The following is a 21544-nucleotide window of genomic DNA, read 5'->3' on the forward strand; positions in this document are numbered from 1 at the left end:
CAGGCAACCTACCTTTTCTTGCCCCCCAGCAACGACCCCATCAACCCACGCACCAACTGCCGCCCCAGCTGGTTGGCCGCCTGGCGCACCGCCGACTTGATTGCCTGCCCTGCCGCACTTTGCAAGAACTCACCAGCCTTGTCGGCAAAGCTCTCTTCATCTGCCTTGGGTTGCGGCGCGGGCTCCACCGGCTCGCCCTTGCGCTGGGTCAGCATCTCATACGCCGACTCACGGTCCACCGGCTTGTCGTAACGCCCCGCCAGCGGCGAATCGGCAATCAGCGCACTGCGCTCAGCCGCACTCAACGGCCCGATACGCGACTGCGGCGGTGCAATCAGCACCCGTTGCACCATCGCAGGCGTGCCCTTCTCTTCCAACGTCCCCACCAGTGCCTCGCCAATGCCCAGTTCAGTCAGCACCGCCAGGGTGTCGAACGCCGGGTTGGGGCGGAAGCCATCAGCCACCGCCCGCAGCGACTTCTGCTCCTTGGCAGTGAACGCCCGCAAGCCATGCTGGATGCGCAAGCCCAACTGGGCCAGTACCGCATCCGGCAAATCCCCCGGCGACTGGGTAACGAAGTACACCCCCACACCCTTGGAGCGAATCAGCCGCACCACCTGCTCCAGGCGATCCTGCAATGCCTTGGGCGTATCGTTGAACAACAAGTGCGCTTCATCGAAGAACAACGCCAGCACCGGCTTGTCAGCATCACCGCGCTCGGGCAGTTGCTCGAACAACTCGGCCAGCAGCCACAACAGGAAGGTCGCGTACACCTTGGGGGCATCGTGAACCAACCGGCTGGCGTCCAGCAGGTGGATACGCCCACGGCCATCCGGGTCTGGCCGCAGGAGGTCCTCGAGCTGCAACCCCGGTTCACCGAACAACGCCTCGGCGCCCTGCTGCTCCAGGGTCGCCAACCGGCGCAACAGCGCCTGAGTGGAGGCCGTGGTCATCAGCGCGCTGTCTTCGCCCAGCAATTGCGGGTCGTCCTTCAAGTGCGCGAGCAGCGCCTTGAGGTCCTTGAGGTCGAGCAGCAGCAGGCCTTCACGGTCGGCCACCTTGAACGCCGCGTACAGCGCCGCCTGTTGGCTGTCGGTCAGTTCCAGCAGGTTGCCCAGCAGCAGCGGCCCCATTTCACTGAGGGTGGTGCGCAGCGGGTGGCCGGACTGCCCGGCAATATCCCACAGGCTCACCGGGTAAGCCTGGGGCCTGTGCCCCAGCCAGGGCATGCCGGCGATGCGCTCGGCCACCTTGCCCTGCGGCGCACCAGCAGCGCCCAGGCCGCAAAGGTCACCTTTGACATCGGCGGCGAACAGCGCAACCCCCGCGTCACTGAACGTTTCCGCCAGATGCTGCAGGGTGACGGTCTTGCCAGTACCCGTTGCACCCGCTACCAGGCCATGGCGGTTGGCCAGCCTCATGGCTTGCCCAACCGGCTGGCCATCCGGGCCAGCACCTACAACGATGGTCGAAATTTCCGACATCTCTTTAATCCTCTGCTCAAGCTTTAGCGTAATTCGGCCGATACCTGTGGGTGATATTCGCCTTAATAGAGAGGAACAACCGAAAAGGGACTTTTCGGGATGTTGCACTGCTTTGCGACTCCACGCGTGCAAACGCCTGATATGAAACCTTAGCGGAACCGATTACGCCATGAACAAAAGCCTTCGTTTCAGCCACAAGATTCTTTTGGCAGCGTCACTGATCGTGATACTCGCCTTCAGCCTTTTCACGCTCTACAACGATTACCTCCAGCGTAATGCGATCCGCGAGGACCTCGAAAACTATCTGGCTGAAATGGGCGCTTCCACTTCGACCAATATTCGCAACCTGTTCGAAGGCCGTATCAAGCTGGTGGAAAACCTGGCACAGAACATAGCCCAGGACCCGACCAACGCCGAAACACTGATGGGCCAGAATGCGCTGGTTTCCAGCTTCCTCACCGTCTACCTGGGCAAGGTCGACGGTGGCTTCAGCGTACGCCCTGATTCGAAAATGCCCGACGGCTACGACCCGCGCACCCGCCCCTGGTACAAGGACGGCATGAATGCCGCCGGCGCGACCCTGACCGAGCCGTACATCGACATGACCACCAACAAGATGGTCATCGGCATCCTCAGCAAGGTTTCCGCCAGTGTCGGCGTGGTCGGTGGCGACCTGGCCCTGGACGGCCTGGTACAGATCATCAACTCGCTGAACTTCGGCGGCATGGGCTACGCCTTCCTGGTCAACGACCAGGGCAAGATCCTGGTGCACCCGGACAAAGACCTGGTGATGAAGTCGCTGTCGGACCTGTTCCCGCAGCACACGCCGAAACTGACCGGTGAGCTGACCGAAGTACAGAGCGAAGGCCAGGCCCGCCTGCTGACCTTCACCCCGATCACCGGCCTGCCTTCGGCCAACTGGTACATCGGTCTGTCGGTGGACAAGGACAAGGCATTCTCGATGCTCAGCACCTTCCGCACCTCGGCGGTGATCGCCACGCTGGTGGCGGTGGTGATCATCATCGGCCTGCTCGGCCTGCTGATCCGTGTGCTGATGCAGCCGCTGCACACCATGACCCGCGCCATGGAAGACATCGCCGAAGGTGAAGGCGACCTGACCAAGCGCCTGCGTATCCACAACCACGACGAATTCGGCATCCTGGGCAGCGCCTTCAACCGTTTCGTCGAGCGTATTCACAGCTCGATCCGCGAAGTGTCCTCGGCCACCGAGCAGGTCAACGAAGTAGCCCTGCGGGTCATCAGTGCCTCGAACTCGTCGATGACCAACTCCGACGAACAGTCCAACCGCACCAACAGCGTGGCCGCCGCCATCAACGAACTGGGCGCCGCCGCCCAGGAAATTGCCGGCAACGCCGCCCAGGCTTCGCAGCACGCCAGTTCGGCGCGGTTGCTGGCCGAAGAAGGGCAGCAGGTGGTGGAACGCAACATTGCGGCAATGAACCGCCTGTCCGACCTGATCGTCACTTCCAGCGCGCACATCGAGACGCTGAACAGCAAGACCGTCAACATCGGCCAGATCCTCGAAGTGATCACCAGCATTTCCCAGCAGACCAACCTGCTGGCGCTGAACGCGGCCATCGAAGCGGCCCGCGCCGGTGAAGCCGGGCGTGGTTTTGCGGTTGTAGCCGATGAAGTACGCAACCTGGCGCACCGCACCCAGGAGTCGGCGCAACAGGTGCAGACCATGATCGAAGAACTGCAGGTCGGCGCGCGCGAATCGGTCGAGACCATGGACCAGAGCCAGCGCCACAGCCAGGACAGCATGCAGATCGCCAACCAGGCCGGTGAGCGGCTGGACAGCGTTACCGTGCGCATCGGCGAGATCGACGGCATGAACCAGTCGGTGGCCACCGCCACCGAAGAGCAGACCGCCGTGGTCGAAGCGATCAACATGGACATCAACGAGATCAACATGCTCAACCAGGAAGGCGTGGAAAACCTGCAGGCCACCCTGCGGGCCTGCTCTGACCTGGAGCAGCAGGCCGGCCGCCTGAAGCACCTGGTGGGCAGCTTCCGCATCTGATCTCGATCCGCGTCGCCTGCTTCGCGGGCTCGCCCGCTCCCACAGGAACTGCACACCCCCTGGGGCCTGTGTAACTCCTGTGGGAGCGGGCAAGCCCGCGAAGAAGTCCACACCGATCCCCCGCCTTCCCCCGCCCCGCCCAACCCCGATCGAACAAACTATCCTTCTGATAGGTCAACCTTTAGGCGCGTCATCGCCGGCCCGTTAGCGCCGGATGACAGACCCGAAGACGATCCCGGAGGGATGCTGATCGTGCACATCGCCGACATCACCATGTTCTACGCCCCCGCCAGTGGCGGCGTACGTACCTATCTTGATGCCAAACACCACCGCCTCGACGCCATCCAGGGCGTCCGCCACAGCTTGCTGATACCCGGTGCCAGCGCCCAGCACGCCGATGGCATCTACCAGGTGCCCGCACCGCCGCTGCCGTTCGGCAATGGCTACCGCTTCCCGGTGCGCCTGGCCCCCTGGTGCAATGTACTGCGCAGGCTCAAGCCCGACCTGATCGAAGTCGGCGACCCCTACCTGACCGCCTGGGCTGCGCTGGAAGCGCGGCGCAAGCTCGATGTGCCGGTGATCGGCTTCTACCATTCCGACCTGCCGCTACTGGTCAGCAACCGCATGGGCAACTGGTTCACCCCCAATGTCGAGGCCTATGTCAGCAAGCTGTACGGCAATTTCGACCGGGTCCTGGCCCCCAGCCAGGTCATGGCCGACAAGTTGCGCCGCCTGGGTGTGCGCGATGTGCACGTGCAGCGCCTGGGCGTCGACCTGGCCACCTTCCACCCCAGCCAGCGCGACCCGCAACTGCGTGCCGAACTGGGCATTGCCGACACCACTCGCCTGCTGATCTACGCCGGCCGTGGCTCGCGGGAAAAGAACCTGCCGGTGCTGCTCGAGTGCATGCAGCACCTGGGCCACCCCTACCACTTGCTGCTGGTGGGTTCGAACATGCCGGCCAACGTGCCGCAGAACGTCAGTGTCATCGATCACTTCTGCCCGGCTCCGGAAGTCGCCCGGCTGATGGCCAGCGCCGACCTGCTGGTGCACGCCGGCGACCAGGAAACCTTCGGCCTGGTCATTCTCGAAGCGATGGCCAGCGCCACGCCGGTGGTGGCCGTGCGCGCCGGTGCTTTCGGCGAAATCGTCAACGAACAGTGCGGGCGCCTGTGCCGCCCCAACGATAGCAAAGCCATGGCGACGGCCGTGCAGGAGGCGTTCGAGGCCGGCGTGCGCAAGCTCGGGGCTCAGGCCCGTCGCCATGCCGAGCAGCAGTATTCGTGGGACCACGTGGTCGCCGGCCTGCTGCAGCACTACCAGGCCGTGCTTGGCCACCAGCCGCAGGTCCGTGCCCATGGCTGAACCACTGCCGCCAGCGCGCAGCCTGATGCTGGTGCTGCACGATGTCGCGCCCGAGACCTGGCCCGACTATCAACCCTTCGTCCAGGCCGTCGACGCCATCGGCGGCATCCCCATGACCTGGCTGGTGGTGCCGGACTTTCACCACCGCAACCCGCTGCAGCGCTCGCCCACCTTCTGCCGCTTGCTCGAACGGCGCCTGGCCCAGGGCGACGAGCTTGCCCTGCACGGCTTCTACCATGCCGACAACGGCCCGCCACCACGCACGCCCGGCGAATACTTCATGCGCCGCATCTATACCCATGAAGGCGAGTTCTACGCCCTGGACCAGCAGCAGGCCCTGCAACGCCTGGAGCACGGCCTGGCCCTGTTCGCCCAGCAGGGCTGGCCGGTGGCCGGCTTCGTCGCGCCTGCCTGGTTGATGAGCGAAGGCACCCGCCAGGCACTGCGCCGCCTGCCGCTGCGCTACACCAGCACGCCACAGCACTTGTACCGTTTACCAGACTTCACCGCGATCAAGGCCCCGGGGCTGGTCTGGAGTGCCCGCAGCGCCTGGCGTCGCGGCCTGTCACGGGTGCTGTGCGACTGGCAATGCCGGCGCTGGCGTGACGCCCAGACCCTGCGCCTGGGCCTGCACCCGGTGGACATGCGCCATCGCGCGTCCCGCGACTATTGGCTGAACACCTTGCACACGCTACTGGCACAGGGCCGCGAGCCCCTGACCAAGTCCACCTGGCTCGACCGCCAGGCCAGCGCATGAACCGCCTGGCCTGGCTGGCCCTGGCACTGCTGGGTGCCGTGCTGGTGCCAGCCCTGCTCGGTGGCAGCGAGCTTCTACCGAGGCTGCAGCGCTTCGCACCCAGCCTGATGCTGACCCTGCTGGGCATGATCCTGCTGTGCTGGGTCATCAACGCCATCCGCTTGCGCCTGTTGCTCGGCCAGCAAGGAGCAAGGCTTGGGCGCCTGCGCAGCCTGGGTGTGGTGATGGCCACCGAGTTCGCCATCTGTACCACCCCCGGCGGCAGCGGCGGCCCCTTGACCCTGATGGCCCTGCTGGCACGTGACCGGATCGGCCCGGCGCGCAGCGGCGCGGTGTTTGCCATGGATCAGTTGAACGACTTGGTGTTCTTTTTCTGCGCGATGCTGGCGATTGCCGGCTATGCACTGTTCCACAGCCTGGGCCGCAGCCAGGAAAGCATGTTGCTGGGCAGCGCGTTGCTGCTGTGCACGGCACTGGCCGGGGTGATCGGCCTGCTGCGCTACCGGCGCACGGTGATGCGCGTGAACGGCAGGCTGCTGCGCCGCCTGGGCATGAGCCGCCAGCGCAAGCGGCGCTGGGCGCGCAAGCTGCTGCGCTTCATCGACGCACTGGCGCAGACCTGGCGCCTGCCCAAGCGCACGCTGACCCTGGTGTTCACCCTGACCTGCGCCCACTGGGGCCTGCGCTACAGCGTGTTGTATCTGGTATTGAGGGGGTTGGGGGTAGACCTGGCGTGGATTCCCAGCTTTTTGGTACAGATGCTCTCGCTCAGTGCCGGCCAGTTCAGCCTGCTGCCTGGCGGTGCCGGTGCCGCCGAGCTGACTTCGGCCAGCTTGCTGACGCCACTGGTGGGCAGTTCGACCGCAGCTGCGGCGATCCTGATATGGCGGGCTGTCACTTACTACTTTTATCTGCTGGCGGGTGGGCCGGTGTTTGTGTGCCTGCTGGCGCGCCCGCTGCTGGAGCGTTGGCGGCGTCAGGCGGGTTGAGCTGCTGCCAAAGTTCGGCGGCGCCGGGGAAATCGGTGCCATCGGTGTCGGCCAGGGCTTCGGGGTCGTAGCGGGCCAGGCAGCCTTCACCGAGTGTGGGTGGGGGTGAGGCGGTGGGTTGGTTGCGCTGCTTGGCCATCGGCTTATCCCTCAGATTGCTGGGGGCGCTTCGCGCCCCTTTCGCGACACAAGGCCGCTCCTACAGGAGTTACGCGACGCAGTGCCGGTACGCGATCCCTTGTAGGAGCGGCCTTGTGTCGCGATGGGCTGCAAAGCAGCCCCAGAACCTCACAGGCAACCAGTCTGTATCAGTCAAACACCACAGTCTTGTTGCCATGCACCAGCACCCGGTCTTCCAGGTGATAACGCAGGCCACGGGCCAGCACCATCTTCTCCACATCACGGCCAAAGCGGACCATGTCGTCGATGCTGTCGGCATGGCTGACACGCACCACGTCCTGCTCGATGATCGGTCCGGCGTCCAGCTCTTCGGTGACGTAGTGGCAAGTCGCGCCGATCAGCTTCACACCACGCAGGGCGGCCTGGTGATACGGCTTGGCGCCGACGAACGACGGCAGGAAGCTGTGGTGGATGTTGATCACCTTTTCAGCATAGTCCTGGCACAGTTGCGGCGGCAGGATCTGCATGTAGCGGGCCAGCACCACCACGTCGGCGGCGTGCTCCTGCACCAGGCGCGACACTTCGGCAAAGGCCGGGGCCTTGTCCTTGGGGTCGACCGGTACATGGAAGAACGGAATACCGTGCCACTCGACCATGCTGCGCAGGTCGTTGTGGTTGGAGATCACGCAAGGGATCTCGCAGTCCAGTTCATCGGTGTGCCAGCGGTGCAGCAGGTCGGCCAGGCAGTGCGACTCGCGGCTGGCCATCAGCACCACGCGCTTTTTCTGCGCCGAGTCGGTAATGCGCCAGGTCATGGAGAACTCTTCGGCGATCGGCGCAAACGCCTCGCGGAAGGCTTCGATACCGAATGGCAGCGATTCGGCGCGGATTTCATGGCGCATGAAGAACCAACCGCTCTGCTCATCGGAGTGGTGGCTGGCTTCGTTGATCCAGCCATTGTACAAGGCCAGGAAATTACTGACTTTCGCCACGATGCCAACACGGTCGGGGCAGGCGATCACCAGACGATAGGTGCGCATGAATGAGACTCCAGAACTTCGCAAAGGCGCTCATTCTAGCGGCCCGCCAGGAAAAACGCAGTATTGATCGCAGCGGCCGTGGCCTGTGTTCCTGACGAGATGCACTGCCAGCATTCTCTGACAGACATGACGAAATGCAGGGTTAATTGTAAATTTTTGTTCACGTAGAAAATGGTTGTCACAGCTTAGTTAACAGTTAATTGCCCAACAATATGTTTACTTGCGAGTATTGCCTGTCTATTATTGCCCCACACATTTCTGAACACGCATTAAGGAACACTCCATGTCCCTGATCAACGAGTACCGCGCTACCGAAGAAGCCATCAAGGAACTTCAGGCCCGCCTGGCCAACCTGTCGCAGGATGACAAGCTGAAGAAAGAACTGGAGTTCGAAGGCAAACTGCGCACACTGATGGGCGAGTACTCCAAGTCGCTGCGCGACGTGATTGCCCTGCTCGACCCAGAGTCGAAACTGAGCAAGGCACCTCGTGGTGCGGTCAAGACTACCGCCACCAAGCGTGCACGCAAGGTCAAGCAATACAAGAACCCGCACAACAATGAAGTGATCGAAACCAAAGGCGGCAACCACAAGACCCTGAAAGAATGGAAAGCCAAGTGGGGTGGCGATGTGGTTGAAAGCTGGGCGACCCTGCTGGACTGATTGTCCGCACACGCCTGCTGCTTATCGCAACAAGAACGCCGGCATATTGCCGGCGTTTTTGTTTGTCCGCGTTTTGTGTCAGCGCTCAGCCAATTGCAAACTGTGCCTGCAATTGCCGGACATGTACCTGCCACGCGTCCAGCACGCGCCGCCCCGCCTCGTCGGCGCCCTCCCAGGCCTGCTGCCGCGCCTGTTCGAAGTCGCCCAGCGTATTCGGCGCGCCCCAATGCGGGTCGCTCAGGCGCTGCTGGCAGAAGCTGAACCAGCGTTGCCGCTCTTCGCCGGTCAGGGTCTCGGGGAAGTTGCGCGCCCGATAGCGGAACAACAGTTCAGGCAGGCGCGGGTCATCGAACATCCACTGCCCACGGCCCAACTGCGCCGGTTCCAGTGCACGAACTTGCTCACATAAGCGGCGGTCACGGTCCCCCAGAAAACCGTCATACAACTGTTGTTCCGGGTCTTCACTCGGGGTGAAGTCTTCCTTGCCGTAGATGTGTTCCAGCTTGTCTTGCCATTGCGCCTGTTGCTTGGCCAATTCTTCGCCGCGCAATTGTAACAACGTCAAGTCCAGGCCCAACCGTTGTTGATCGGCCGGACGCAATACCGAAAGTGGCGCCAGTACCGGGCAGCGATTGATCTGCACCAGTTTGAGCGGCACGGGTAATTCGCCTTCGGCCAGTTCTTCATGGCGGGTATACAAACGCTGGCGTAGAACTTCAGCACTTTCCCGTAGTAACGGTAGGGTTTCCTGATGCAGGTCGCACACAATCAGTGCATTGCGATTACGCGGGTGCCAGGCCAGTGGCAATACGACACCAAGGTAATTGCGTGCCGCCGAGAAGCGCCCGGATATATGCACCAGTGGCTGCAACAAACGAATCTGCTCCATCACTTTATGCTTGCTGCGCAACTGGAACAGCCAGTCATACAACTTGGGCTGTTTCTGCCGGATCAGGCGGGCCAGGGCGATGGTTGCCCGCACGTCGGAAAGCGCTTCGTGGGCATGGCCATGGTCGATGCCATTGGCCTTGCTCAGCAGCTCCAGGCGCAGACTGGTGCGCCCGTCCTGCTGCGGCCACTCGATGCCGTCCGGGCGCAATGCATAGGCCGTGCGTACGATGTCGATCAGGTCCCAGCGGCTGTTGCCACCCTGCCACTCTCGGGCATAAGGGTCGAAAAAGTTGCGGTACAGGCTGTAGCGGGTCACTTCGTCGTCGAAGCGCAGGGTGTTGTAGCCGGCGCCACAGGTACCAGGGTGCGCCAGCTGCGCATGCACCCGGGTCATGAACTCGGCTTCGCACAGGCCCTGCTCGGCCAGCAGTTGCGGGGTGATGCCGGTCACCAGGCAGGCGGCCGGGTGCGGCAGGATATCGTCGGAGGGCCGGCAATAAAGGCTGATCGGCTCGTCGATTTCGTTGAGGTCGAAGTCGGTGCGCACGCCGGCCACCTGCAGCGGCCGGTCGCAGCGCGGGTTGATGCCGGTGGTTTCGTAGTCGTGCCAGAAAATGCTGGAGGTCACGGGGTCGTCCTGTATCGAGGTCGACCCGATTCTAGCGCGATTCTGGCGCGACTCCAGCGAGCCTGGGCCCGAGGCTCAGGCAGAGGCGTTGGCGGGGCGGAAACTGAAATAGTCGCGCAACGAGCGGACGAATTCGTCGTACTCGCGGGGCGCCTGCAGCAGCATGAAGCCCGAATCGTAGTGCCCGGGCGTCTGGTCTTCGCGGCACCACAGGCAGCTGGCGGTAAGGTTGACGAATTGATGCCCGCCACCAACCAGCGGCAGGCGTAATTGCAGATCGTAGTCGGGCCCGACCAGCACAGGTAGCTGGCTTATCAACATCAGCCCGTCTTCGGAGGCGTTGCCCAGCTGGCCGATGGCCTGGCCGGTAATGCGGTTGAACACCTTGAGAACACAAGGCAGCTGATGGCGTTCGATGTGGCGCTTGTTGAACATGATCGCAAGTGCAGTCCGTATCCGATGCCAGGAATACGTGGAACTGGCGGTTGTTGTAACAGCTGAGTTACAGATTAGCCCAGCACGCGCGGCAAATCCCGTGAAATAAATCACACCTTGGTGTTAACGCCAAGGTGCGGCGGTCACCGGGTTTGCCACGGCGGCTTCGGCGCCGCGCAAATGGCCGAGTTTCTCCAGGGTCTGCAGGCGTGCCTGGGCACGATAGGCGTATTCATTGCCCGGGTACTGCTGAATCAGGTACTGGTAGGTCTGCGCCGCATCCACGTACAAGGCCTGGCGCTCCAGGCACTGGCCGCGCAGCAGCGACACCTCGGGGTGGATGAACGGTCGCGCACGGCTGGTGCGGTCGACCTGCGACAGCTCGAGCATGACCCGTGCGCAATCGCCACGGTCGTAGGCGCGGTAGGCATTGTTCAGGTGGTGGTCCATGGACCAGCGGGTGCAGCCGACGGCGCTGGCCGCCAGGGCTAAAACGATCAGGGCTCGCATGGGGGTCTCCTTTGATGCCAGTGTATCGGCCTTTGCCGGCAAATCTTCACACCCTTTTGCAAGGATACCCTGCCCGTTCAAATGCCACCCTGCCTTGGTCGCAGGTAGTGCAACGGAACAATGACTACAGCGAGATTCAGGAGTAGCCTTTCGCTGCGCTTCACTATAGGAGTCTGTGCATGAGCATCCGCCGTACCAAAATCGTCGCCACCCTTGGCCCCGCCAGCAACTCGCCGGAAGTGATCGAACAGCTGATCCTCGCCGGCCTGGACGTGGCACGCCTGAACTTCTCCCACGGCACTCCGGACGAGCACAAGGCCCGCGCGCGCCTGATCCGTGACATCGCCGCCAAGAACGGCCGCCATGTTGCACTGCTGGGCGACCTGCAGGGTCCGAAGATCCGCATCGCCAAGTTCGCCAACAAGCGCATCGAATTGAAGATCGGTGACAAGTTCACCTTCTCCACCGCCCACCCGCTGACCGAAGGCAACCAGGACATCGTCGGTATCGACTACCCCGACCTGGTCAAGGACTGCGGCGTTGGTGACGAGTTGCTGCTCGACGATGGCCGCGTGGTGATGCGCGTCGAGACCGCCACCGCAGATGCCCTGCACTGCGTGGTGATCATCGGTGGCCCGCTGTCGGACCACAAAGGCATCAACCGTAAAGGTGGCGGCCTGACCGCACCGGCCCTGACCGAAAAAGACAAGGCCGACATCAAGCTGGCCGCGGAAATGGACCTGGACTACCTGGCCGTGTCCTTCCCGCGTGACGCCAGCGACATGGAATACGCACGCAAGCTGCGTGACGAAGCTGGCGGCAGCGCCTGGCTGGTGGCCAAGATCGAACGCGCCGAAGCGGTGGCCGACGACGAAACCCTCGACAAGCTGATCCTCGCCTCCGACGCCGTCATGGTCGCCCGTGGCGACCTGGGCGTGGAAATCGGCGACGCCGAGCTGATCGCCATCCAGAAGAAGATCATCCAGCACGCCCGCCGCAACAACAAGGCGGTGATCGTGGCGACCCAGATGATGGAGTCGATGATCCAGAACCCGATGCCGACCCGTGCCGAAGTGTCCGACGTGGCCAACGCCGTGCTGGACAACACCGACGCGGTGATGCTGTCGGCCGAGAGTGCCGCCGGTGCCTACCCGATCGAAGCCGTCCAGGCCATGGCCCGCATCTGCCTGGGTGCCGAAAAGCACCCGACCAGCCAGAAGTCCAGCCACCGCCTGCACACCACCTTCGAGCGCTGCGACGAGAGCATCGCGCTGGCGGCCATGTACACCGCCAACCACTTCCCGGGCGTGAAGGCGATCATCGCCCTGACCGAGAGTGGCTACACCCCGTTGATCATGTCGCGCCTGCGTTCGCACGTGCCGATCTTCGCCCTGTCGCCGCACCGCGCTACCCAGGCCCGTGCCAACATGTTCCGCGGCGTGTACCCGATCGCCTTCGACCCGGCCTCGCTGCCGGCCGACAAGGTGAGCCAGGCAGCGGTCGACGAACTGCTCAAGCGTGGCCTGGTGGAGCAAGGTGACTGGGTAATCCTGACCAAGGGTGACAGCTACCACACCATCGGTGGCACCAATGGCATGAAGATCCTGCATGTCGGTGATCCGCTGGTCGGTTGATCCTGCTTGAAAGGGGGCCGCTTTGCGGCCCTTCGCGACACAAGGCCGCTCCTACAAGGGATACGCATTCCCCTGTAGGAGCGGCCTTGTGTCGCGAAAGGAGGGCAAAGCCCTCCCCTGCTCACTCAGGCATGCTCGACAAACACATCGGCAAACACCTGCCCCCGCGGCACCCCGGCAATGAACAGCCGCCGGGCAAACCGCTCGACACTCCCTGGCGCCCCGCACACCAGCGCCACCGTCTGCCGCGATGACGGCCGCAACCCGGCCAACGCCTCATCCAGCTGCTCTGCCAGCACCAGCTCGACATTCACATCCGCCATCTCCCGCAACGGCTCGGCCAGATAATGCCCAACGCCCTCGCGCGCCACATGCATGACCCTGATTTCCCCTTGGTGCCCCTGCCGCAGAGCCTCGCGCAAGATGCCCCACAACGGCGCCAGCCCGGTCCCCGCCGCCAGCAACCACAGCGGCCGCTGCTGCCAGTCCGGGTCGTAATGCAATGCCCCACCCCTTAGCTCGCCCAGGCGCAACACATCACCCAGCTGCAAACCACGGGCCTTGTCACAAAAGGCGCCGGGGCGCTGGCAGTCGATATGAAACTCGAGGAAATCATCTTCGCCCGGCAGGCTGGCCAAGAAGTAAGGCCGCGCTACCGCGCCATTCCACAGCACCACATGCTGCCCCGCCTGGTAACGCATTGCCCGTTCGGGCCGCAGCCGCACGCGCAGCACATCGCCGAACCAGTCCAGGGCACAGACCTGCGCCGGCACGCCATCCTGCTGCGGGTCGAACAACGCCACGCGCAGGTCCTCGACTACCCGGCACTGGCAGGCCAGGCGCCAGCCCTGGGCGTGCTTGTCCTGCGCCAGGGCCTCGGGCATGGCATCCAGCGGTTGCCCGCCCAGGCAGTGCACCAGGCAGGCATGGCAACTGCCAGCGCGGCAACTGTAGGGCACATTCAGCCCGGCCTCGTTCAGGGCATCGAGCAGGTTGCTGCCGGTCGGCACCGCCCAGCGGCGCTCGCCCACGCAAAGTTCGGGCATGTTCTGGTTTCTCTTCCCGCTTTGGATTGTTGGGGGCGCTTTGCGCCCCTTTCGCGACGCAAGACCGCTCCCACAAAGGCACGGCGTACACCGGCCCATCATGTGGGAGCGGCCTTGTGTCGCGAAAGGGCTGCGCAGCAGCCCCAATCGATTTTACGGCCAGCCGCGCAACCCAGCAGCAAAAAGAATGCCTGCCACCTGCCGACCATGGTCCAGACCGGCCGCAGGTGTGCCCGGCACGGATGCGCGCTATACTGCCGCGCCTTTTTCCGTCGGCCTGACCTGCCGGCGCCTTGCAAGGCGCTTCGACACGCTGGTCGGCACCGTCGAGCGCCGTAATGAATGTTCCCGTCTTTAAGAGGAGCGCGCTGCATGACCGTGATCAAGCAAGACGACCTGATTCAGAGCGTCGCCGACGCCCTGCAATTCATCTCGTACTACCACCCCGTCGATTTCATCCAGGCCATGCACGAGGCCTATCTGCGTGAAGAGTCGCCTGCTGCGCGCGATTCCATCGCCCAGATCCTGATCAACTCGCGCATGTGCGCCACCGGCCACCGCCCGATCTGCCAGGACACCGGTATCGTCACCGTGTTCGTGCGCGTGGGCATGGACGTGCGCTGGGACGGCGCCACCCTGAGCGTCGACGACATGATCAACGAAGGTGTGCGTCGCGCCTACAACCTGCCTGAAAACGTCCTGCGCGCTTCGATCCTGGCCGACCCGGCCGGTGCCCGCAAGAACACCAAGGACAACACCCCGGCAGTGATCCACTACTCCATCGTCCCCGGCGACAAGGTCGAGGTCGATGTCGCAGCCAAGGGCGGCGGCTCGGAGAACAAGTCGAAGATGGCCATGCTCAACCCGTCCGACTCGATCGTCGACTGGGTACTGAAGACCGTCCCGACCATGGGCGCTGGCTGGTGCCCGCCTGGCATGCTCGGCATCGGCATCGGCGGTACCGCCGAGAAGGCCGCCGTGATGGCCAAGGAAGTGTTGATGGAGTCCATCGACATCCACGAACTGAAAGCTCGTGGCCCGCAGAACCGCCTGGAAGAAATCCGCCTGGAGCTGTTCGAGAAGGTCAACCAGCTGGGCATTGGCGCCCAGGGCCTGGGTGGCCTGACCACCGTGCTCGACGTCAAGATCATGGACTACCCGACTCACGCCGCTTCGCTGCCGGTGTGCATGATCCCCAACTGCGCCGCCACCCGCCACGCCCACTTCGTGCTCGATGGCTCCGGCCCGGCCGAGCTGGAAGCGCCGTCGCTGGACGCCTATCCGGAAATCGTCTGGGAAGCCGGCCCGAGCGCCCGTCGCGTCAACCTCGACGCCATCACCCCGGAAGAAGTCGCCAGCTGGAAGCCGGGCGAAACCATCCTGCTCAACGGCAAGATGCTGACCGGCCGCGATGCCGCGCACAAGCGCATGGTCGAAATGCTCAACCGTGGCGAAGAGCTGCCGGTGGACCTGAAAGGCCGCTTCATCTACTACGTTGGCCCGGTCGACCCGGTCGGTGACGAAGTGGTAGGCCCAGCCGGCCCGACCACCGCCACCCGCATGGACAAGTTCACCCGCCAGATCCTCGAGCAGACCGGTCTGCTGGGCATGATCGGCAAGTCCGAGCGCGGCCCTGCCGCCATCGAAGCGATCAAGGACAACAAGGCCGTGTACCTGATGGCCGTCGGCGGCGCTGCCTACCTGGTGGCCCAGGCCATCCGCAAGTCGAAGGTCCTGGCCTTCGCCGAGCTGGGCATGGAAGCGATCTACGAGTTCGAGGTCAAGGACATGCCGGTGACTGTCGCCGTGGACAGCAACGGTGAGTCGGTACACATCACTGGCCCTGCCCTGTGGCAGAGCAAGATTGCCCAGAGCCTGGCAGTCGAAGTGAAGTAAGCCTGATGTAACAGCGGCGGCCTCTTCGCGGGCTTGCCCGCTCCCACAGGTACAGCGCAAGCCCGAGGGCTACGCGTTACCTGTGGGAGCGGGTTCACCCGCGAAGAGGCCGCCCCTGCTCTACACAATTCTTTCGAACTGCTCCGGCCAATCCCTTCGGGTAAACACCTGCCCTTCCCGCTTCACCCGCCGTACTTCCTCAAGGTCCACCTCACAGACCAGCCACTGACTGGTTGCAGGGCTCGATTCTTCACTCAAGGCCACCACCCCATCCCCCGGCATCCCATGATCCGGCGGCACGAACAGCCCTGCCCGGCCGATATTCTCGTCCAGCGCCGGCGACCAGGGCGCCAGCCCGACCGTAGGGCTCTGCAACACCGCAATCTGGTTCTCCAGCGCCCGCGCCTGGGCACCGATACGCACCCGGTGGTAACCCGCCTCGGTGTCGGTACAGCTCGGCGCCAGGATCAGGTCGGCACCACCCTCGGCCAGGCGCCGCGCCAGCATCGGGAATTCGTTGTCGTAGCAGATCAGGATGCCCAGGCGCCCCAATTCGGTATCGAACACCTGCAGCCCCTGGCCTGCGGCTATATCCCATTGCTCCCGTTCGAAACGGGTCATCATCAACTTGTCCTGGTAACCCAGCACGCCCTTGGGGCCGAACAGCCAGGCACGGTTGCGGTAGCGCCCATCGCTGTCCAGCACCGGTACGCTACCCGGTTGCAGGTAGATTCCCCAGCGCCGGGCAAGGCTCTCGCACAAGGCCTTCCAGGGCTCGATCAGCGGCTGGATACCGGCGATGGAGGCCTTCAGGTCACCCCGCTGCTCGGCACTCAGCTGCCCGCTGAGCACCAGCCCGGCGTACTCCGGCAACAGCACCAGGTGGGCCCCCGCCTCCACCGCTTCGGCACACAGGCCTTGCAGGTGGTCGGCGTAGGCATCCCAGGTTTCATGCAGCTCGATGGCGTACTGGCAGGCCGCCAGACGGATCATATCGGCAGTTCCTTGAGCCAGAACGACATCAGCTTGTCGGAGCTTTCCTGCTCGTCCAGGTCGCGCCAGGCGTAGCTGGTGCGCAGCGACGGGTCGTGCAGGAAGCCGCGGTTACGCCAGAAGCCATGCAATGGCTTGTAGTCCGCTGGCCGCCGTGGATGCACGCCTGGCCGCTCGACCGCACAGAACGCGCAGTAGTCGAACTCGGCCAGCTTGTGGGCGTAGGACTCGCGCTCGATGAAAAAGCGCACCCCCAGGCCCTGGCCACGGTACTCGGGCAGTACCACCGATTCACCGAAGTAGTACACGCTGGTCGGGTCGCGCCCCTGGGCCAGGAACGGCTGCTGGAACTCGGGGGCGACATCCACCAGCGGCAGGCCGGTGGAGGCGCCAACGACCTTGCCGTCGTCCAGTGCCAGCACCACCAGGCTGCGCCCGGAGCGGGCATAGGTGGCCAGGTAGTCGGCCTCGTACTCCGGGGTGCCGTCGTAAAGGTAGGGAAACTCGCGGAACACGGTAAGGCGCAGGCGAGCGAGGTCATCGATGTAAGGCGCGATAGCGGCGCCGTGCAACAGGCGTATTTCCATGCTTGGCGGTCGTTTTGTCGATGTGGATGACGCGCTCGGCTAAGCCGGGCTTGAGGGGAAACCCTATCATCCGGAGCAACGACCCGCCTTTTCCCTCCACGACAGGTATTGTTCCATGACCGCTACCGAACTGGTAAATGCTTACTACGCCGCCTTCAACGCTGGCGACATGCCGGCCTTTCTCGCCCTGCTCAGCGAGGATGTGATCCACGACATCAACCAGGGCGAGCGGCAGATGGGCAAGGCCCGGTTTGCAGCGTTCATGGACAAGATGAACCGCTGCTACCGCGAGCGCCTGGCCGATATCGTGGTGATGCAGAACGCCGACGGCAGCCGCGCGGCGGCGGAGTTCACCGTGCATGGGGAATATCTGGCCGATGACGAAGGGTTGCCGGCGGCCAACGGGCAGACCTATGTACTGCCGGCGGGGGCGTTTTTCTACATCCATTGCGGGAAGATTGCCCGGGTGACCAACTACTACAACCTCAATGACTGGGTCGAGCAGGTGGGTTAAGCCTGGTTGACTGTGCTGCCTGCACTGGCCTCATCGCCGGCAAGCCAGCTCCCACAGGTACTCCACAGGTCTTGAAACCTTCGCTAAACCTGTGGGAGCTGGCTTGCCGGCGAAGAGGCCCTGTCAGGCAATACGGGTACCAAGCACCTTGAGGAATGCCGCCAACCACGCCGGATGTGCCGGCCATGCCGGTGCCGTCACCAGGTTGCCGTCCACATGCGCCTGGTCCACCGCGATATCGATGAATGTCCCGCCCGCCAAGCGCACTTCCGGGGCGCACGCCGGGTACGCACTGCATTCGCGCCCTTCCAGCACGCCGGCCGCCGCCAGCAACTGGGCACCATGGCATACCGCCGCGATCGGCTTGCCGGCCTGGTTGAATGCGCGCACCAGCTCTAGGACCTTTTCATCCAGGCGCAGGTACTCCGGTGCACGTCCACCCGGGATCAGCAACGCGTCGTAACCCTCGGCACGCACCCGCACGAAATCGTAGTTCAGGGCAAAGTTGTGCCCCGGCTTTTCGCTGTAGGTCTGTTCGCCCTCGAAATCATGAATCGCGGTACGCACGGTCTGCCCCGCGACCTTTTCCGGGCATACCGCATGCACCGTGTGCCCGACCATGCTCAGCGCCTGGAACGGCACCATGACTTCGTAATCTTCGACGTAGTCGCCGACCAACATGAGAATTTTCTTCGCCGTCATCGCACCCACTCCTTCGATTGCCTTGAGACAGTCACTGCACGATAGCCGGTCTCAGTCGCGACGGTCGAGCAAGTTGACCACCAACCGGTCCAGCCAACCCCACAACCGCTGCTTCACCCGGCGCCATAGCGGCCGGGCATTCCAGTGGCCCAGGTCGACCACCTCGCTCAAGGCGAAATCACGCTCGAAACTGGCCTGCACGGCTGCCGTCAGCGGCGGGTCGAGTGCCTCGATATTGGCCTCGAGATTGAAGCGCAGGTTCCAGTGATCGAAGTTGCATGAGCCGATACTGACCCAGTCGTCGATCAGCACCATCTTCAGGTGCAGGAAACACGGCTGGTACTCATAGATGCGCACCCCGGCGCGCAGCAGACGCGGGTAATAGCGGTGCCCGGCGTAACGTACCGAGGGGTGATCGGTGCGCGGCCCGGTCAGCAGCAGCCGCACATCGACCCCCTTGCCGGCAGCCCGGCGCAGCGACCGGCGCACGCTCCAGGTCGGCAGGAAGTAAGGCGTGGCCAGCCAAACTCGCTGCTTGCCGCTGTTGATCGCCCGCACCAGCGAATGCAGGATGTCCTGGTGCTGGCGGGCGTCGGCATAGGCCACCCGGCCCATGCCCTGCCCCTGCGCAGGCACCTTGGGCAGGCGCGGCAGGCCAAAGCCCTCGGCGGGGCGCCAGGCAGTGCGACGGTTGTTGGCGTGCCACTGGCGGTCGAACAGCAACTGCCAGTCGCTTACCACCGGCCCCTGCATCTGCACCATCACCTCGTGCCATTCACTGGTCGCCTCGCCCGGTGTCCAGAACTCGTCGGTGACACCCGTGCCGCCCACCACTGCCCAGCGCTCGTCCACCAGCAGCAACTTGCGGTGATCGCGGTACAGGTTGCGCAGGCCACGCTTCCAGCGCAGGCGGTTGTACCAGCGCAAGTACACACCTGCGTCCAGCAGGCGCTGACGCAACTGGCTGTTGAAAGCCAACGAGCCATAGTCGTCGAACAGGCAGCGCACCCGCACGCCACGTCGGGCAGCCTGCTCCAGCGCTTCGACCACCGCATCCGCGCAGTCACCGGCCTCGACCAGGTACAACTCCAGGTCGACCTGGAACTCGGCGCGCATGATCGCCAGGAGCATGCGCGGAAAAAACTCGGGGCCGTCGATCAGCAGTTCGAACTGGTTGCCATCCCGCCAGGGAAAGACCGGCCCGGGCATGTCAGCGGGCGGTGAAGATCAGCACCGCGCTAACCGGCACCGACGGGTTGATGGACTTGAGCCCGGCGAGCTTGCGCAGGCGTTGCAGCCCCGGCAACAGGCCGAAATCCTCGGCGCGCAGCACCAGGGGCTCAAGGGTCACCACCTGGAAGCGTCGCTCGTCCAGGCGGGTGGCCAGCAGCAGGGCGTTGTAGCTGTGCGACTGGCCATGCAGGGTCACGGTCAATGGCAGGCGCAGTTCTATCTGGGCACCGTTGGCCAGGTCGTTGATCGGCCGCAGGTCCAGTTGCGCCTGCACCTTGGCTTCGGCAAAGCGCTCGACCTCGAACAGGTCCTCGCGCATGCGTTCGTCACGCAGCGGAATACCGCTGCTCACCGAATCCATCTCGATGCTCAACCCGGCCACACCCTTGCGGTCGACCGTGCCATGCAGCACCAGGAAGCGGTGCACTTCGGCGGTGTTACCGTTCTTGCCGGTAATGAACGAAAGGCGCGAAGACTCGCCATCGAGGTGCCAGTTGGCATGGGCGGGCAGGCAAAAAGCCAGCAACAAGGCGGGCAGCAGGCGGGGCAGCTTGAACATGACAGATCTCGTGAAACCAGGCCGCCAACCTTACCCGCCCGCCTTCACGGCAGCAAGCGGCAGCCCTCGCGCGGGCCTTGCCAGGCGGCCTGATTGCGACGGCCCAGGCCTTCGGCGGTGACCTGCCGCTGTTGGCTGTCTTCCTCCAGCAGGCTCAGCGGCAGCCATTGCTTCACGTAGCCTTGGCAATACGCCGGCTCGAACCCCATGACGAAGCGGCACGAGCAATATTCCTTGGCCGAGTAGGCCGAAAGGATACCGGGGAAGTCTGCGAAGGCCTGGCGCTCGTGCCAGGCCCAGTACACCAGCCCCAGCAACACCACCAGCAGCACCCGCTTCATGCCCCCTCCCCGGCCAGCGCCGCGAGTATCCGCTTGAGCAGTTCGTCGTGCTGGTAGCTGCCGTCGCGATCATCGGCGTAACGCACGATCACCAGCTTTTGCGCGGGCAGCACGTACAGCGCCTGGCCCCAGTGGCCAAGGGCTGCGTAGGTGTCTGCGGGTGCACTCGGCCAAGGCCGTGCAGCGCCGGCCAGCGGCTGGTTGAGCCACCAGTGGCCACCGGGGTTGGCCTCGCCGGGCAGCGCTTCGGCCTCGGCAAACGGCGTGCGGTTGAAAGCCACCCAGGGCTTGGGCAGCAATTGCCGATCCTGCCAGCGCCCGTCGCGCTGCATCAGCAGGCCGATGCGCGCCAGGTCGCGAGCGCTGAGGTACAGGTAGGACGAACCCACATAGGTACCCGCGCGGTCCCGCTCCCATACCGCGCTGTCGATCCCCAACGGAGTGAACAGCGCATGCCAGGGGTAGTCGGGGTACTGACCGGCATCGAGCATGCCGCGCAACGCGGCGGCCAGCAGGTTGCTGTCGCCACTGGAATAGAGAAACCGCTGGCCCGGGCTGGCCACCGCTTCCCGCGCCGCCGCATAGGCCGCCATGTCCTCGCGGCCACGGGTATACAGCATGGCCACCACCGAGGACTTGAGCGGGGCGTATTCGTAGTCTTCCTGCCAGTCCAGGCCGCTGGCCCAATGCAGCAGATCGGCCATGCGCACGCCGGGATGGGCGTGCATGGCCGGGTAGAAGCGGGTGACCGGGTCCTGCAGCTGGAAGCGGCCTTCGCCCTGGGCTACGCCCAATAGCGTGGCGAGTACGCTCTTGCTGATCGACCAGGTGAGGTGGGCGGTGGCGGCAGTGCTGGGGGCGGCGTAGCGTTCGTGGAGGATGCGGCCGTCGCGGATGATCAGCAGCGCGTCGGTGCGGATGCCGCTGCGTTCGGGGGTGGTGTGTGCGGGGAAGGCGTAGGCGTCGACGGCTTGCCAGTCGAGGGAGGTGTTGTCGATTGGCCAGTCGGGTTCAGGCCAGTCTTCGGCCCGGGCACAACCCGCAAGCAATATCAGGATGATCAACAGTACCTTCATCGTGATCGCCATTATTGGGGCCGCTGCGCAGCCCTATCG

20 protein-coding genes and 2 pseudogenes are annotated in these 21544 nt (G+C 64.1%); 9 read left to right on the forward strand and 13 right to left on the reverse strand.

Annotated elements, in window-relative coordinates; all coding sequences use genetic code 11:
- Positions 1-8 precede the first annotated feature (8 nt).
- Positions 9-1484, reverse strand: coding sequence for a helicase HerA-like domain-containing protein (locus ABIB24_RS06425; RefSeq protein WP_354316240.1), 1476 nt, complete (start codon positions 1482-1484; stop codon positions 9-11).
- A gap of 169 nt (positions 1485-1653) precedes the next feature.
- Between ABIB24_RS06425 and ABIB24_RS26790 the strand changes: the two are divergent.
- The 5 genes and pseudogenes from ABIB24_RS26790 to gpgF form a co-directional block, all read left to right on the forward strand.
- Positions 1654-2670 (forward strand): annotated as a pseudogene (locus ABIB24_RS26790) (HAMP domain-containing protein); the annotation flags it as partial.
- 261 nt (positions 2671-2931) lie between these two features.
- Positions 2932-3528 (forward strand): annotated as a pseudogene (locus ABIB24_RS26795) (methyl-accepting chemotaxis protein); the annotation flags it as partial.
- A 243-nt stretch (positions 3529-3771) separates the two neighbouring features.
- Positions 3772-4893 (forward strand): N-acetylglucosaminyl phosphatidylglycerol synthase, encoded by a 1122-nt coding sequence (gene gpgS, locus ABIB24_RS06435; protein WP_354316241.1) that lies wholly within the window; start codon positions 3772-3774, stop codon positions 4891-4893.
- The gene (gene gpgD, locus ABIB24_RS06440; RefSeq protein WP_025340499.1) at positions 4886-5650 is read left to right on the forward strand and encodes an N-acetylglucosaminyl phosphatidylglycerol deacetylase; all 765 of its coding nucleotides are present in this window, start codon (positions 4886-4888) and stop codon (positions 5648-5650) included. The genes gpgS and gpgD overlap by 8 nt, the downstream gene beginning before the upstream one ends.
- Positions 5647-6639 (forward strand): glucosaminyl phosphatidylglycerol flippase, encoded by a 993-nt coding sequence (gene gpgF, locus ABIB24_RS06445; RefSeq protein WP_061551882.1) that lies wholly within the window; start codon positions 5647-5649, stop codon positions 6637-6639. Before gpgD ends, gpgF begins: the two co-directional genes overlap by 4 nt.
- Positions 6640-6947: 308 nt before the next feature.
- On the opposite strand, the gene purU is transcribed toward gpgF, so the two are convergent.
- Complete coding sequence (gene purU / locus ABIB24_RS06450) at positions 6948-7799, reverse strand: formyltetrahydrofolate deformylase (RefSeq protein WP_023662871.1); 852 nt, start codon at positions 7797-7799, stop codon at positions 6948-6950.
- A 283-nt stretch (positions 7800-8082) separates the two neighbouring features.
- On the opposite strand from purU, the gene mvaT reads away from it, so the two are divergent.
- Positions 8083-8460 carry a histone-like nucleoid-structuring protein MvaT gene (gene mvaT, locus ABIB24_RS06455; protein ID WP_003259590.1) on the forward strand — a complete coding sequence of 126 codons (378 nt, stop codon included), beginning with the start codon at positions 8083-8085 and terminating at the stop codon, positions 8458-8460.
- Between the two features lie 85 nt (positions 8461-8545).
- On the opposite strand, the gene sbcB is transcribed toward mvaT, so the two are convergent.
- From sbcB to ABIB24_RS06470, 3 genes are all read right to left on the reverse strand, one after another.
- Positions 8546-9979 carry an exodeoxyribonuclease I gene (gene sbcB / locus ABIB24_RS06460; RefSeq protein ID WP_286918947.1) on the reverse strand — a complete coding sequence of 478 codons (1434 nt, stop codon included), beginning with the start codon at positions 9977-9979 and terminating at the stop codon, positions 8546-8548.
- 75 nt (positions 9980-10054) lie between these two features.
- The gene (locus ABIB24_RS06465; protein WP_025340502.1) at positions 10055-10414 is read right to left on the reverse strand and encodes a PilZ domain-containing protein; all 360 of its coding nucleotides are present in this window, start codon (positions 10412-10414) and stop codon (positions 10055-10057) included.
- Positions 10415-10537: 123 nt separating this feature from the next.
- Positions 10538-10924 carry a tol-pal system YbgF family protein gene (locus ABIB24_RS06470; RefSeq protein WP_025340503.1) on the reverse strand — a complete coding sequence of 129 codons (387 nt, stop codon included), beginning with the start codon at positions 10922-10924 and terminating at the stop codon, positions 10538-10540.
- A 179-nt stretch (positions 10925-11103) separates the two neighbouring features.
- Between ABIB24_RS06470 and pyk the strand changes: the two genes are divergently transcribed.
- The gene (gene pyk / locus ABIB24_RS06475) at positions 11104-12558 is read left to right on the forward strand and encodes a pyruvate kinase (protein ID WP_013974057.1); all 1455 of its coding nucleotides are present in this window, start codon (positions 11104-11106) and stop codon (positions 12556-12558) included.
- A 125-nt stretch (positions 12559-12683) separates the two neighbouring features.
- On the opposite strand, the gene ABIB24_RS06480 is transcribed toward pyk, so the two are convergent.
- Positions 12684-13604 carry an iron-sulfur-binding ferredoxin reductase gene (locus tag ABIB24_RS06480; protein ID WP_354316242.1) on the reverse strand — a complete coding sequence of 307 codons (921 nt, stop codon included), beginning with the start codon at positions 13602-13604 and terminating at the stop codon, positions 12684-12686.
- Positions 13605-13976: 372 nt separating this feature from the next.
- On the opposite strand from ABIB24_RS06480, the gene ABIB24_RS06485 reads away from it, so the two are divergent.
- The gene (locus ABIB24_RS06485) at positions 13977-15500 is read left to right on the forward strand and encodes a fumarate hydratase (protein WP_025340505.1); all 1524 of its coding nucleotides are present in this window, start codon (positions 13977-13979) and stop codon (positions 15498-15500) included.
- Between the two features lie 120 nt (positions 15501-15620).
- Here ABIB24_RS06485 and ABIB24_RS06490 read toward each other — a convergent pair whose 3' ends face one another.
- Both ABIB24_RS06490 and ABIB24_RS06495 read right to left on the reverse strand, forming a co-directional pair.
- Positions 15621-16493, reverse strand: coding sequence for a carbon-nitrogen hydrolase family protein (locus tag ABIB24_RS06490; RefSeq protein ID WP_354316243.1), 873 nt, complete (start codon positions 16491-16493; stop codon positions 15621-15623).
- Positions 16490-17080 (reverse strand): GNAT family N-acetyltransferase, encoded by a 591-nt coding sequence (locus tag ABIB24_RS06495; RefSeq protein WP_137162352.1) that lies wholly within the window; start codon positions 17078-17080, stop codon positions 16490-16492. The genes ABIB24_RS06490 and ABIB24_RS06495 overlap by 4 nt, the downstream gene beginning before the upstream one ends.
- 115 nt (positions 17081-17195) lie before the next feature.
- Between ABIB24_RS06495 and ABIB24_RS06500 the strand changes: the two genes are divergently transcribed.
- Positions 17196-17594: a nuclear transport factor 2 family protein gene (locus ABIB24_RS06500; protein WP_015271666.1), complete on the forward strand. Its 399-nt coding sequence runs from the start codon at positions 17196-17198 to the stop codon at positions 17592-17594.
- Between the two features lie 123 nt (positions 17595-17717).
- On the opposite strand, the gene ABIB24_RS06505 is transcribed toward ABIB24_RS06500, so the two are convergent.
- Genes ABIB24_RS06505 through ABIB24_RS06525 form a run of 5 tightly spaced genes read right to left on the reverse strand, consistent with a single transcriptional unit; the run spans position 17718 to position 21505 of the window.
- Complete coding sequence (locus ABIB24_RS06505; RefSeq protein WP_025340508.1) at positions 17718-18296, reverse strand: DJ-1/PfpI family protein; 579 nt, start codon at positions 18294-18296, stop codon at positions 17718-17720.
- 51 nt (positions 18297-18347) lie between these two features.
- On the reverse strand, positions 18348-19505 hold the full coding sequence (locus ABIB24_RS06510; protein ID WP_025340509.1) for a phospholipase D-like domain-containing protein: 1158 nt from the start codon (positions 19503-19505) through the stop codon (positions 18348-18350).
- Position 19506: 1 nt separating this feature from the next.
- Positions 19507-20088: a YceI family protein gene (locus tag ABIB24_RS06515; protein WP_025340510.1), complete on the reverse strand. Its 582-nt coding sequence runs from the start codon at positions 20086-20088 to the stop codon at positions 19507-19509.
- Between the two features lie 44 nt (positions 20089-20132).
- Entirely contained in the window at positions 20133-20429 is a 297-nt protein-coding gene (locus ABIB24_RS06520) for an amidase (RefSeq protein ID WP_137162354.1), read from the reverse strand.
- On the reverse strand, positions 20426-21505 hold the full coding sequence (locus ABIB24_RS06525) for a serine hydrolase domain-containing protein (protein WP_137162355.1): 1080 nt from the start codon (positions 21503-21505) through the stop codon (positions 20426-20428). Before ABIB24_RS06525 ends, ABIB24_RS06520 begins: the two co-directional genes overlap by 4 nt.
- Between the last annotated feature and the right edge of the window lie 39 nt (positions 21506-21544).

This window comes from Pseudomonas sp. UYEF17 (genome assembly GCF_040546125.1).
Classification (GTDB): domain Bacteria; phylum Pseudomonadota; class Gammaproteobacteria; order Pseudomonadales; family Pseudomonadaceae; genus Aquipseudomonas; species Aquipseudomonas putida_Z.